Here is a 13324-nt window from a genome sequence, read left to right as displayed (position 1 = left end):
ATCACAATGGCAAAAATTCTGGCCCAGATCACGGTCAAGTTGCCGCGCCTTATGGAGGCAGGCGAATACAGAAAGCTCCGCTACGTCGGCGGCAAGCCGAGTTTGCAGCAGTTGAAAAAATGGATTGAGGAAGGCGAAGTGGTAGGAGAAGTAAAAGGCGGGATGTATTTCGTGGATGTGCAGGCGGCCGTGATGGGGTCAGATGATCCCCTGCTGGCCAAGATGTTGGAGATAGGCTGATGGCTGCCCGGCCGCGCACGCTCAAAAACAGGAAGCTACCGCCAAATCTTTACCCGAACGGTAAATATTTTCGGTACCGGAACCCCATTACCGGCTTGATGACCAGCATCAACCGCCCACTTGAGGAGGCAATCAAGCTCGCGCACGCAGCAAACCTCAAGGTCGCGGCGCTCGTCGTCGATGACGGCGCCCTGCTCACCCTGCTGACAGGTGACAGGTTGCCAACGGTGAGCAACCTGCTGCAGCGGTTCAATGACGAATGGCTGGTGGACAAGGGCTATGCGGCGCGAACACTGGAAGAGATCAAATTCAAGCTTGAGCGGTACCGGCAGGATCTCGGCGACCGACTGATCGGGCAGATGGATGTGCTGGCCATGGCCGAATACCTGGACCAGTTCAGCAACAACGCCTACACGAAGCATCGCGGGCTGTGGGTGCAGATATTCGCTTTCGCCGTGGCAAAGGGGTTGGCCGAGCGCAATTGCGCCGAGCTGACGCTGGTCAAGAAGGAAGCCGAGAAGAAGCGCCAGCGGCATACGCTGGAGGGATTGCAGACGATCATCGGCGCGGCGACCACGCCGCCATGGCTGAAGCGGGCAATCCGCCTGGCACTGGCCAGCCTTCAGCGCCGCGAGGATATCGTGACCTGGCTGAAGTCGGCGGTCGACATGGACAAGAACACGCTGACCGTCTCGCCGGGTAAGACTCAGGGGTACGACAACCCGGTTCACCTGAAAATCACCATGGGTGCAGCGCTGCGTGAGGTCGTCGGCGAATGCTTGCGCTCGCCGCTGGTCTCGCCCTACCTGATCCACTACAAGCCCAAGGCCCGGCGCCGGGAACAGATTGACGCGAAGGACCACTGGACGTCGGTAACGCCGGATTATCTGACCAAGGAGTTCAGCAAGGCCCGCGACGCTGCGCACGCTTATGACCATGTGCCCGCCGGTGAGCGCCCCACTTTTCACGAAATCCGCGCTTTAGGTGCGTGGCTGTACGAGCAGCAGAACTTCCCACAGGAATACATCCAGGCGCTGCTGGGCCACGCGGACGAGAAGATGACGAAGCACTATCAGGAGGGGCACGGCGACAAGACGATCGACTATGTTGAGGTGAGCGCCGAACTGGCGTTCTGAGGTGGGGGTTTTGCAAAAGTTTTGCAAAAGTTTTGCAAATCGCAGACAACAAAAAAGGGCTCACCTTTCGGTGAGCCCTTCCAGACCGCCCAGCAGAGCGGATTTTGTTTGGTAGGCGCGATTGGACTCGAACCAACGACCCCCACCATGTCAAGGTGGTGCTCTAACCAACTGAGCTACGTGCCTGCTGTGAGGCGGCATTCTACGGAATTCCGGAGGGGTGTCAACACCTTTTTTTCACCTAACCCTATGAATATGCAAAATATTTAATTTCGCCTCAGCGACGAAGATTTTCCGGTGGCTGGCGGAGGTTTTTCAACTCGGGTAGGATCGACGCACTCGTAAAATATATTAAACAGAGGCGGCAGGATGGCGAACACCCAATACCCAGAGTCTTATTACGCTGCGTCGGCCAATGCCGTACCACCACGCCCTGTGCTGCAGGATGATGTGGAGACGGACGTCTGTGTGATCGGCGCCGGGTATACCGGGCTGTCGTCCGCCCTGTTCCTGTTGGAGAACGGTTTTCGCGTAACCGTGCTGGAAGCGGCGAAAGTCGGTTTTGGCGCTTCAGGCCGAAACGGCGGGCAGATCGTCAACAGCTATAGCCGCGACATAGACGTCATTGAACGCACGGTCGGCCCCAAGCAGGCGCAACTGCTCGGCGAAATGGCCTTTGAAGGCGGCCGGATCATTCGCGAGCGCGTGGCCAGATACAACATCCAGTGCGACCTGAAAGATGGCGGTGTATTCGCCGCCCTTTCCGCCAAACAAATGGGCCACCTTGAATCGCAGAAACGGTTGTGGGAACGCTTTGGTCACACTCAGCTGGAACTGATGGACCAACGCCGCATCCGTGAAGTGGTGGGTTGCGATCAATACGTCGGTGGCATGCTCGATATGAGCGGCGGCCACATCCATCCGCTGAATCTGGCACTCGGTGAAGCGGCGGCAGTCGAGTCTCTCGGCGGCACCATCTATGAGCAATCACCTGCCGTGCGCATCGAGCGCGGGGCCAATCCGGTTGTGCATACACCGCAAGGCAAGGTCAGGGCCAGGTTCATCATCGTTGCCGGCAACGCCTACCTCGGTAATCTGGTGCCGGAGCTGGCGGCCAAATCGATGCCGTGTGGCACTCAGGTGATCACCACCGAGCCACTGGGCGATGAGCTGGCGAAGGCGCTTTTGCCGCAGGATTACTGCGTGGAGGATTGCAACTATCTGCTCGACTACTATCGCCTGACCGCCGACAAACGCTTGATCTTCGGTGGCGGCGTGGTTTACGGCGCTCGCGATCCGGCGAACATCGAAGCGATCATTCGCCCGAAGATGCTCAAAGCTTTCCCGCAACTCAAGGACGTGAAGATCGACTACGCCTGGACCGGCAACTTCCTGCTGACCTTGTCGCGCTTGCCTCAGGTCGGACGACTGGGCGACAACATCTATTACTCGCAGGGCTGCAGCGGTCACGGCGTCACCTACACGCATCTGGCTGGCAAAGTCCTCGCCGAAGCGTTGCGCGGTCAGGCCGAGCGTTTCGATGCCTTTGCCGACCTGCCCCACTACCCCTTCCCCGGCGGGCAACTGCTACGCACGCCGTTTGCCGCGCTGGGCGCCTGGTATTACGGGCTGCGCGATAAGTACGGTCTATAAACACCATTGTGGCGAGGGGATTTATCCCCGTTGGACTGCGCAGCAGTCCCCTCCTGCTCAAGAGGGGGCGCTTCGCACCCCCAACGGGGATAAATCCCCTCGCCACAGTAGATTCAGCAAGGCTTAGGATCAGAGCTGATCCCGAGCGATCCCACTGCGAATCCGCAGGATATCTGCCAGCACCGCCAGCGCAATTTCCGCCGGTGTCTTGCTGCCGAGGTTGAGGCCGATCGGCGCATGAACCCGCGCCAGCTCTGCCTCACTCAAGCCACCAATGCGGCGTAAGCGCTCGAAGCGTTTCTGCGACGTCTGCTGCGATCCCATCACACCGATGTAAAACGCTTCGGTGCGCACCGCTTCCATCATCGCCAGATCGTCGATGCGCGGATCATGGGTCAGCGCCACCACTGCCGTGTCGCGATGGCAGCCTCCGTCGGCAATGAACACCGAAGGCAACTGCCGACGGATTTCCACGCTATTGAGCACCACGCCTTCAAGCACTTCATCGCGCGGATCGCAGAGAATCACTTCGAAGCCAAGCCCTACCGCGAACTCGGCACAGGCCTGCGCCACACTGGAGTAGCCAGCGAGCAACAAGCGCTGCGCTGCACCGACACGAATGCGCACCCGATCGATCTCACGCTCGATCCGCGCGCCCTGCTCGCGATCAGCAAACAGAGTGCGCGCACCGCTGGCCAGATCAACTTCGCGAAGCAGACGACGCTGACCCAGCAACGCCGATTCCAGTTCACGCAGGTGCGCCTGCACCGCGCAGTCGGCGTCAAGTTTCTCAACCAGCACATCAAGAATGCCGCCGCAAGGCAGGCTGACCCGCGAGCACGGATCATCGCCTTCGCCGTAACGCACGACGCTGACCGCTTCGTGAAACGCACCTTCGGCGACGCGTTCAAGAAAGTCGTCCTCGACGCAACCGCCCGACAGCGAACCGATCCACTGCCCGCTTTCATTCACTGCGAGCAGCGAACCCGGCGCGCGCGGCGCCGAGCCGTAAGTGGTCAGCACCGTGCACAGCCAGATTCGCTGCCCGGCCACCGACCATTCCAACGCCCGACGCACCACTTGCAGATCGAGATGCTGCATATCAGTGGGCCTTGTGCTCGACGCTCGGTGCGTCGGAGTGCAGCTTCTGCACTTCGCTCACCGCCAGTTCAGCGCCCTGCCCGCCCCAACCCTGACGCAGGTAGTTGAGCAGATCAGTCAATTGCTCAGGACTGAGCTTTTCAGCAAAACCCGGCATCGGCTGCATGTGCTCGAACCCGGAGAACTTCTGTTCGCCGATGCCATCTTCGATCACTCGCAACAGGTTGCGCGGATCTTCCAGACGCAACGTGGTGTTGCCACGCATGGCCACTGCGATGTGCGGCTTGCCTTCACCGCCAGCCGCGTGACAACCGGCGCAGACGTTCAGGTATTCCTGACGGCCGCGCTGAGCACTCGCGCTGAGCTTGTCGAGCGGCACCTCGACAAGCTCTTTGGCTGGTGGCGGTTGCTCGCCAAGGAGGAACGTCGCCATTGCCGCCAGATCAGCATCGCTCAGACCTTGAGTGCTGTTGTGAAACACCGGGAACATTTCGTTGAACATCGTTCCTTGCGCGCTCATGCCATGCTTGAGAAACGTGCTCAGATCCCGCTGATTCCAGCCGCGCGCGGCCAGGTCGGTGGCCAGCAGGCTCGGCGCGAGATAACCATTGAGAATGCCGCCGGTCATGCGCTTGTCCATTTGCATCGCACCCGGCAGGCCGCGTGGCGTATGGCATTCGCCGCAGTGACCGAGAACGTCGACCATGTACTGGCCGCGCTTCCACGCCTCACTTTTGCCTTCGGCCGGCTCCAGCTTGACGTCTTTGCCGTAGAGCATGTTCCAGCCGGCCAGGCCCAGACGCACATTGAACGGAAAGCTCAGGCTGGTCACCGGCGCGGCGCGTTCGATCGGCTCGATGGTTTTCAGATACGCGTGAATCGCATCGGAATCGGCGCGCGGCATCAGGTGATACGAGGTGTACGGCATCGCTGGATACAGATTCGCACCGTCGCGCCGTTTGCCTTCGGTCAGCGCAGCGAAGAACTCGTCGTCGTTGTACAGACCGATGCCGTGCTCTTTGCTCGGGGTGATGTTGGTGCCGTAGATCGTGCCGAATGGCGAGACGATCGGCAGGCCGCCGGCATACGGCGCGCCACCCGGTGCGGTGTGGCAGGCCATGCAGTCGGCAGCGCGGGCGAGGTATTCGCCGCGCTTTACCTGTTCATCGGCGTGGACCGCCAAAAGCGGCGCGGCCAGTCCGACCGCAAAAGTCAGGCGGGTCAGTAAACGCTTCATGCTCAACCCTCCTTGACCAGGCCGAGATCGGTCAGCACGTTGCGCGTGGCGTTGTAATAACGCACGTACCCGGTGCAGCGGCAGACGTGATGACCGAGGCTATCCTCGATCACCTGTTCCAGCTGACTTTTGACGATCGGCTGGCGCTGCAGCTTCTCGACCAACACCGTCGCGGCGTTGACGAAGCCTGGCGCGCAGTAGCTGCACTGGAAGGCGAACTCGTCGACAAAGCGCTGCTGGATCGGATTGAGCTCGGTGACCTGGCCCTGCTCGTCGCGACTGGCGTGGCCTTCGATGGTGCGGACTTTCTTGCCCTCGAAGTAATGCGCACCGGTGATGCAGGTGCGCACTGCTTCGCTGGTACCGTCGGGGTTATCGACGATCACCACGCAGGCGTGGCAGATCCCCTGACCGCAGCCCAGCCGCGAGCCGGTGAGGTTTTTGTATTCGTGCAGGTAGTCGATCATCGGCAGGTCATCAGGGATGTCCACCGGCCCGACGGATTGACCATTGAGGGTCAGTTGAAGCGGACGGTTAGCCATTGAGGGCCTCCTTGATGCGCGCAGCGGTAATAGGCAAGTCACGAACACGTTTACCGATGGCGTGCGCCACGGCGTTACCGATGGCACCGACAATCGGGATCATCACCACTTCGGCGATGCCCTTGGACGGATCGCTCGGCGACAGCGGCGGCAGGATCTCCGCAGTCTGCTTCCACACCGCAACGTGACGCGCCATCGGCAGACGGTAACGGTTGAAGTTCCAGTCACCCTCCCCCGGCCCGCCTTCGTACAACGGCATCTCTTCCATCAGCGCATGACCAATACCCATGGCGATACCGCCTTCGAGCTGGCCCTTGACCAACTCTTCAACCAGCACCCGACCACACTCGATCCACGAATGGTGGTTGAGCACCTGAACTTCCGCCGAGCCTTTATTGACCTTCAACTCGACCAGCGTCGCGACCGGGCTGTAATAGGTCACGGCAGCGTTGTTCAACTGGACCACCGGGTAGTTGACGTTCTGCCGATCAAGCAAGTGGAAGCCGGCGCTGTTCATCTGCGCTTTCTTCGCTTGCGGCGCGCCATCGCCGTATTTCACCGCCAGACCGTCGAGCGGCAGGCGCTCGCGCACGCCGTCGATGCTGTATTCAGCCTCGGCCCAGCTCCAACGGTTGAAACCGTGCACCGTGGCGCCCGTCACCAGCCCGCGTTCGTGGGCGCGCTTGGCCAGCTCTTCGAAACTCAGCGGCTGCATGCCGTTGGCGGTCAGCTTGCCGTCGATCCAATGCGCATCTTCGCGACGCACCACATAAGGGTTGGCCTGGCCGCCGTACGGACCCTGACGCCAGATCTCCAGCGCCGCCGGCCACAAGCCGTGGTTGAACAGCACACGCGCCGCTTCACGGGTCGCATGACTGAAGTAATAGGCGGAGTTGGTCGCCGAAGACGCCGACGCCAGCTTGCCGACCCAGCGCGGATTGCGCAGCAGATTGTCCTGCTCGGCCTGACTCATGATGTAAGGGTTGCCGCTGGTGATCAGCTGCATTTCCTGCCATTCGGTTTCGCCGGTCTTCACCTCGTGCGCCGGGCTGCCGAGGAAATCGGCGACGACCAAGGCTTGCGAAGTGGACATGCCGGTGCCGATTTCGATACCGATGTGGCGCAGAGTAATGCGCCCGTCTGCAGTGAATTCGATGCTGGCCATCGGCGCTTCGGAGCCGGTGCCGAAGTCTTTCTGGCAGATGGCGAAACCGACGCCGTACCAGTTATCCGGGTCTGCCGCTTCACGTTGCTGCTTGATCGTGTCGCGATTTTTCCAGACTTCGTGCACCGAGGCTTTGTCGAGGATTTCATGCAGGCGCAGTGCACCGGCCGGGATTGCGCCCTGGGTGTTTTTCATGCCGGAACGCAGGGCATTCCTGCGGCGCAAATCGATGGCGTCGACACCCAGGCGATTGGCGATCTCGTCGACCATCATTTCGGTCGCCGCCATGCTTTGCAGAGTGCCGTAACCGCGCATCGAACCCGCCTCGACCGCGCGCGAGTGATACGCGGTGACCTGCAGATCGTTCTGCGGCATGTAGTAGATCGACTGCGCTGCGGTGGCGCCAACCGCCGCCACCGATGGGCTGTAGTTGACCCGACCGCCGCCATCGACGCTCATTTCCGCGCGGAAAATCTTGAAGGTGTAGTCGTTCTTGTCCACGGCCAACTGGTAGCGGATGTCGAACGGGTGACGCTTGATGCCGCTCTGGAACTGCTCGTAGCGGTCGTTGGCCAGACGCACCGGCACACCGGCGCCGTACAGCGCGGCCAGGGCTGCGTAGTAGACGAAAATGTTGTGGTCTTTGGAGCCATACCCGACGGTGTAGCCCGGGTGCATGTTCAGGTTGGCCAGGCCGAAACGCGACGGCCCGATCATCTTCGCGGTCTCGGTCGCGACTTCCAGCGGGCACTGCGTCGCCACGACGAAATGCAGGGTTTTGGTTTTCGGGTCGTACCAGCCGTTGCCGTTGTCCGGCTCGAGGGCGGCCGGCTCGATCGACGGCGTCTTGTAGCGCTCATCGAACACCAGCCAGTTGTCTGGCGGCGTGTCGATTTCCTGCTTCATGCGATCGGCGTAGAACAGACCGCGCTCGGTGAGGTTGCCATGCAGGTTCGGCGATGCATTCCACACTGGACGGCGGTTCTTCAGCATCGGGAACAGAATCGAATCCTTGAGGCTGGCGAACTCGTCTTCATCCGCCGAGGTCGCGCCACCGACGCGCACATAGCGGAAGCTGCCGTAGGGATCGCCTTCGTAGAACGGCACTTTGGCGCCGTAACGAATCGCCTTGTCATTGAATTTGAGTTGATTCTTGGCCTGACGGAAACGCTCGAAATCGTTCCAGATCAGGATCGCCACCGGGTGACCGATGAACATCGGTACTTTACCTTCCGGCAGCAATGGATCAGGCGCGTGCTCTTCGGGGAAGTGGATACCGTCCTTGTCCAGATCGGCAGCGGTGACGATGCGGTCCGGTTGCAGATCGGCGCCGAGCCACGACAGGTCGTAGCCTGCGTAGATACGATCGGCCTTGATGGTTTTCAGCAGCATGGCGTGGCCTTGTTGCTCAGGCCAGCCAGGCATGTCCTTGGCGCGGATGTCGCGGGCAAACACCTTGCTGCCGCAGACCTTGGACAAGGCATCGTTGCGTTGACGGGCCTTGCCGTTATTGCCGAGCCATTTCTCGGACGGCACGGTGACGCTGTTTTCCATCAAGGCAGCCAGCGCCTGACTGCTGAGCGGCGTGAGCGTAACGCTCACACCCGCCACCAGCCCGCCCTGGAGGAACGAGCGCCGGGATATTTCACGGTTGGACATGGATCATCCTCTGGGCGGTTATAGGTCCGCCCTTGTGGTTATCTACTGGGGATCTCGAGTCGTGCAGAAGCTCTTTCTGGCGAAGCAAAGAGCTGTGTTGACAGTGCAAAGCTGACCGAAAGGTTAACTTTAAAGGTTTCTGCGCCCACAGCAAACAACCAGTTACAAAAACCTGACTAAATAATCAAAAAAAACAATGCGACGTGGCACCGCAGTAGGCTTGCAGAGATTCTTGTAGGAGCTGTCGAGTGAAACGAGGCTGCGATCTTTTGATCTGGATTTTTTAAGAGCAAGATCAAAAGATCGCAGCGTGCCGCAGCTCCTACAGGACGATTTGCGCAGGAGTTCGAGAGGGGAATAACCAAATTTCAGACACAAAAAACCCCGGTCTTTCGACCAGGGTCTTTGCTATCGATCCGATTCAGCCGATGGCTGGTTTCGGCGCTTCAAGGCGTTCAGTGGTCCTTGAAACAGATATGGCGCAGCGGACGGGACTCGAACCCGCGACCCCCGGCGTGACAGGCCGGTATTCTAACCGACTGAACTACCGCTGCGTATCGCTTTGAGCTTGCGCTCAAGTAACTCGTTTTGATTACCGGCTTCGGTGCCTGACAATCGCGAATCAGATGAATCTGACTCGTAAAATATGGCGCAGCGGACGGGACTCGAACCCGCGACCCCCGGCGTGACAGGCCGGTATTCTAACCGACTGAACTACCGCTGCGCGTCGGTGCAGGCACTTTCAGCCTACTCTCTTGCTTGCGCAAGCTTCTCGGGAGTGGTGGGTGATGACGGGATCGAACCGCCGACATTCTGCTTGTAAGGCAGACGCTCTCCCAGCTGAGCTAATCACCCGTTTGCATCTCCGAGGCCGCGAAATTTACGCAGGTGGCGAAGCTAAGTCAATAGCAGGATTGGAGTTTTTCTGAAAAAGACGAAATTGCTTCATTCCTGAAGACGCCATCGACCGATAGACCGCATTCGCGAGCAGGCTCGCTCCCACAGCACGCGGCTTCGCTTGTTATTCCGTGTAGATCATCTTCTTGGTCATGCCGCCATCGACGACAAATTCCTGGCCGGTGACAAATCCGGCATTCCTCGACAGCAACCACGCCACCATCGCCGCCACGTCCTCGACAGTCCCTACCCTGCCCGCCGGATGCTGAGCATGATCGGCATCGGCCAAAGGTTCGGCGCGACGCACCGAGGGATCACGGGCATCAATCCAGCCAGGACTGACTGCGTTCACGCGGATTTCCGGTCCAAGGCTGATTGCCAGCGCATGGGTCAGCGCCAACAGCCCGCCCTTGCTCGCCGCATACGCCTCGGAGTCCGCCTCCGACTGTCGCGCGCGGGTCGAGGCCAGATTGACGATCGAACCGTTGTGCGCACGCAGATACGGCGCACAGTGCTTGGCCAGTAACATCGGCCCGCTCAGATTCACCGCCAGCACCCGATTCCAATACGCCAGATCGAGGCTTTCCAAGGTGATGTTGTGCGGATCGGCGACCGCCGCGTTGCAGACCAATGCATCAAGGCGACCAAACTGCCCCAACACCTCGGCCACGCCCAGCGCGACCTGATTTTCGTCGGCGACGTCCATGGCGATGAACCAGGCGTTCTCGCCCAGCACCTTCGCCACTTTCGAACCACGCACCCGATCAAGATCGGTCAGCACCACCTGCCAGCCTTCGCTGATCAGCCAAGCGGCGATTCCGAGGCCAATCCCGCGCGCAGCCCCGGTGACCAGCGCCACGCGGCCATGGGTGTTGGCCGCGGGTGTAGACAACTCGATCACAATGCCGCCAGACCGCGCGCCAGGTCAGCCTGCAGGTCAGCGACATCTTCCAGACCAACCGCGACGCGGATAAGGCTGTCGCGAATCCCCGCCGCTTCACGCTCCTGCGGCGCCAGACGGCCGTGGGAGGTGGTGCTTGGATGGGTGATCGTGGTTTTGCTGTCGCCGAGGTTGGCGGTGATCGAAATCAACCGAGTAGCATCGATAAAGCGCCAGGCGCCTTCTTTGCCGCCCTTGACCTCGAAGCTGACCACCGCACCAAAACCCTTCTGCTGGCGCTGGGCCAACTCGTGCTGCGGATGGCTCTTGAGGCCGGCGTAATGGACTTTCTCGATGCCGTCCTGCTGCTCCAGCCATTCGGCCAGCGCCTGAGCGTTGGCGCAATGCGCTTTCATGCGCAGGTTGAGGGTCTCGAGGCCTTTGAGGAAGATCCACGCATTGAACGGGCTGAGGGTCGGCCCGGCGGTCCGCAGGAAACCCACCACTTCTTTCATCTGCTCACCGCGACCGGCGACAACGCCGCCCATGCAGCGACCCTGACCGTCGATGAACTTGGTCGCCGAGTGCACGACAATGTCCGCGCCGAGCTTCAGCGGCTGCTGCAACGCCGGGGTGCAGAAGCAGTTGTCGACCACCAGCTGCGCACCCTTGGCATGAGCGATTTCAGCCAGGGCGGCGATATCCACCAGCTCGGCCAACGGGTTGGACGGCGACTCGACAAAAAGCAGTTTGGTGTTGGACTTGATCGCCGCGTCCCAGGCCGACAGATCGGCCAGCGGGACGTAATCGACTTCGACACCGAAGCGTTTGAAGTATTTCTCGAAGAGGCTGATGGTCGAGCCGAACACGCTGCGCGACACCAGCACATGATCGCCAGCACTGCACAGGCTCATCACCACCGCCATGATCGCGGCCATGCCGGTGGCCGTGGCGACGGCTTGCTCGGCGCCCTCCAGCGCGGCAATGCGTTCTTCGAACGCGCGCACGGTCGGGTTGGTGTAGCGCGAATAGACGTTGCCCGGCACTTCGCCGGCAAAGCGCGCCGCAGCATCGGCAGCGGTGCGGAACACGTAACTGGAGGTGAAGAACATCGGGTCACCGTGTTCGCCTTCCGGCGTGCGGTGCTGACCGGCACGGACGGCCAGGGTATCGAACGCTACGCCTTCGAGGTCGCTGTCCAGCCGACCGGCATCCCATTCCTGACTCATGCTGTCTCTCCTTTGTTCACGAACAATAAATATCAGATACAAAACCGGCCCCTCAGGGCCGGTGGAAACTCAGTTGTTGTACAGATCGATGATCGCACTGACTGCCTGGGTCTTGACCTTCGAGGCATCGTTGCGCGCCTGCTCGATCTTGTTCAGGTAAGCCTCGTCGACGTCACCGGTCACGTACTTGCCGTCGAACACTGCGCAATCGAAGTGCTCGATCTTGATCTTGCCGCCACCGACCGCTTCGATCAAGTCAGGCAAGTCCTGATAGATCAGCCAGTCAGCGCCGATCAGATCGGCCACGTCCTGAGTCGAACGGTTGTGCGCGATCAGTTCGTGGGCGCTCGGCATGTCGATACCGTACACGTTCGGGAAGCGCACCGCAGGTGCCGCCGAGCAGAAGTAGACGTTTTTCGCGCCGGCTTCGCGGGCCATCTGGATGATCTGCTTGCAAGTGGTGCCGCGCACGATCGAGTCATCGACCAGCATGACGTTCTTGCCGCGGAATTCCAGCTCGATGGCGTTGAGCTTCTGGCGTACCGACTTCTTGCGCGCAGCCTGGCCCGGCATGATGAAGGTGCGACCGATGTAACGGTTCTTGACGAAGCCTTCGCGGAATTTCACGCCAAGGTGATTGGCCAGTTCCAGCGCTGCGGTACGGCTGGTGTCCGGAATCGGGATGACCACGTCGATGTCGTGCTCAGGGCGCTCGCGCAGGATCTTCTCGGCGAGTTTCTCGCCCATGCGCAGACGCGCCTTGTACACCGACACACCGTCGATGATCGAGTCCGGACGCGCCAGGTAGACGTGTTCAAAAATGCACGGAGTCAGCGACGGGTTGGTTGCGCACTGACGGGTGTGCAGCTTGCCATCTTCGGTGATGTACACCGCTTCGCCCGGCGCGAGGTCGCGGATCAGGGTGAAACCGAGCACGTCCAGGGAAACGCTTTCCGAGGCAATCATGTACTCGACGCCTTCGTCGGTGTGACGCTGGCCGAACACGATCGGGCGGATGCCGTGCGGGTCGCGGAAACCGACGATGCCGTAACCGGTGACCATCGCCACAACGGCGTAACCACCAACGCAACGGTTGTGCACGTCGGTCACGGCGGCGAACACGTCTTCTTCGGTCGGCTGCAGCTTGCCGCGCTGGGCCAGCTCGTGGGCGAACACGTTGAGCAGCACTTCCGAGTCGGAACTGGTGTTGACGTGACGCAGATCGGATTCGTAGATCTCTTTGGCCAACTGTTCAACGTTGGTCAGGTTACCGTTGTGCGCCAGGGTGATGCCGTACGGCGAGTTGACGTAGAACGGCTGGGCTTCGGCCGACGTCGAGCTGCCGGCAGTCGGGTAACGGACGTGGCCGATACCCATGTGGCCGACCAGACGCTGCATGTGACGTTGCTGGAACACGTCACGCACCAGGCCGTTATCCTTGCGCAGGAACAACCGGCCATCATGGCTGGTCACGATACCGGCAGCGTCCTGGCCGCGGTGCTGGAGCACGGTTAGCGCGTCATACAGCGCCTGATTGACGTTCGACTTACCGACGATACCGACGATGCCACACATGCGACGCAAC

The 13324-nt window shown here is 60.6% G+C and carries 10 protein-coding genes and 4 tRNA genes; 3 read left to right on the top strand and 11 right to left on the bottom strand.

Annotated features, from left to right (window positions below; all coding sequences use genetic code 11):
• The first annotated feature begins 6 nt into the window (after positions 1–6).
• Complete coding sequence (locus AAEZ10_RS04485; RefSeq protein ID WP_016773953.1) at positions 7–240, top strand: hypothetical protein; 234 nt, start codon at positions 7–9, stop codon at positions 238–240.
• The gene (locus tag AAEZ10_RS04480) at positions 240–1376 is read left to right on the top strand and encodes a tyrosine-type recombinase/integrase (protein ID WP_071171664.1); all 1137 of its coding nucleotides are present in this window, start codon (positions 240–242) and stop codon (positions 1374–1376) included. Before AAEZ10_RS04485 ends, AAEZ10_RS04480 begins: the two co-directional genes overlap by 1 nt.
• 109 nt (positions 1377–1485) lie before the next feature.
• Here the strand turns inward: AAEZ10_RS04480 and AAEZ10_RS04475 are convergent.
• Positions 1486–1562 (bottom strand) — tRNA-Val (locus AAEZ10_RS04475).
• Between the two features lie 183 nt (positions 1563–1745).
• Between AAEZ10_RS04475 and AAEZ10_RS04470 the strand changes: the two genes are divergently transcribed.
• Entirely contained in the window at positions 1746–3029 is a 1284-nt protein-coding gene (locus AAEZ10_RS04470; protein WP_041478544.1) for an NAD(P)/FAD-dependent oxidoreductase, read from the top strand.
• Positions 3030–3158: 129 nt separating this feature from the next.
• Here AAEZ10_RS04470 and AAEZ10_RS04465 read toward each other — a convergent pair whose 3' ends face one another.
• From AAEZ10_RS04465 to purF, 10 genes are all read right to left on the bottom strand, one after another.
• Positions 3159–4130: an XdhC family protein gene (locus AAEZ10_RS04465; protein WP_350567953.1), complete on the bottom strand. Its 972-nt coding sequence runs from the start codon at positions 4128–4130 to the stop codon at positions 3159–3161.
• Between the two features lies 1 nt (position 4131).
• Positions 4132–5367: a c-type cytochrome gene (locus AAEZ10_RS04460; protein WP_350567950.1), complete on the bottom strand. Its 1236-nt coding sequence runs from the start codon at positions 5365–5367 to the stop codon at positions 4132–4134.
• A gap of 2 nt (positions 5368–5369) precedes the next feature.
• Positions 5370–5909, bottom strand: coding sequence for a (2Fe-2S)-binding protein (locus tag AAEZ10_RS04455; RefSeq protein ID WP_236169456.1), 540 nt, complete (start codon positions 5907–5909; stop codon positions 5370–5372).
• Positions 5902–8733 (bottom strand): xanthine dehydrogenase family protein molybdopterin-binding subunit, encoded by a 2832-nt coding sequence (locus AAEZ10_RS04450; protein ID WP_122700518.1) that lies wholly within the window; start codon positions 8731–8733, stop codon positions 5902–5904. Before AAEZ10_RS04450 ends, AAEZ10_RS04455 begins: the two co-directional genes overlap by 8 nt.
• Positions 8734–9210: 477 nt before the next feature.
• Positions 9211–9287: transfer RNA gene (locus AAEZ10_RS04445), tRNA-Asp, on the bottom strand.
• Between the two features lie 93 nt (positions 9288–9380).
• A tRNA-Asp gene (locus AAEZ10_RS04440) sits at positions 9381–9457 on the bottom strand.
• 55 nt (positions 9458–9512) lie between these two features.
• Positions 9513–9588, bottom strand: a tRNA-Val gene (locus tag AAEZ10_RS04435).
• Between the two features lie 166 nt (positions 9589–9754).
• On the bottom strand, positions 9755–10531 hold the full coding sequence (locus AAEZ10_RS04430) for an SDR family oxidoreductase (RefSeq protein WP_122706896.1): 777 nt from the start codon (positions 10529–10531) through the stop codon (positions 9755–9757).
• Positions 10528–11739 carry an O-succinylhomoserine sulfhydrylase gene (locus AAEZ10_RS04425; RefSeq protein ID WP_016773944.1) on the bottom strand — a complete coding sequence of 404 codons (1212 nt, stop codon included), beginning with the start codon at positions 11737–11739 and terminating at the stop codon, positions 10528–10530. The genes AAEZ10_RS04430 and AAEZ10_RS04425 overlap by 4 nt, the downstream gene beginning before the upstream one ends.
• A 69-nt stretch (positions 11740–11808) precedes the next feature.
• The gene (gene purF, locus AAEZ10_RS04420) at positions 11809–13314 is read right to left on the bottom strand and encodes an amidophosphoribosyltransferase (RefSeq protein ID WP_016773943.1); all 1506 of its coding nucleotides are present in this window, start codon (positions 13312–13314) and stop codon (positions 11809–11811) included.
• Between the last annotated feature and the right edge of the window lie 10 nt (positions 13315–13324).

The organism is Pseudomonas sp. H26/SER47-MNA-CIBAN-0231 (genome assembly GCF_040310465.1).
GTDB classification, from domain to species: domain Bacteria; phylum Pseudomonadota; class Gammaproteobacteria; order Pseudomonadales; family Pseudomonadaceae; genus Aquipseudomonas; species Aquipseudomonas atacamensis.
Note: the sequence above shows the minus strand (reverse complement) of the source record. Positions and strands in the feature narration are given on the sequence as shown.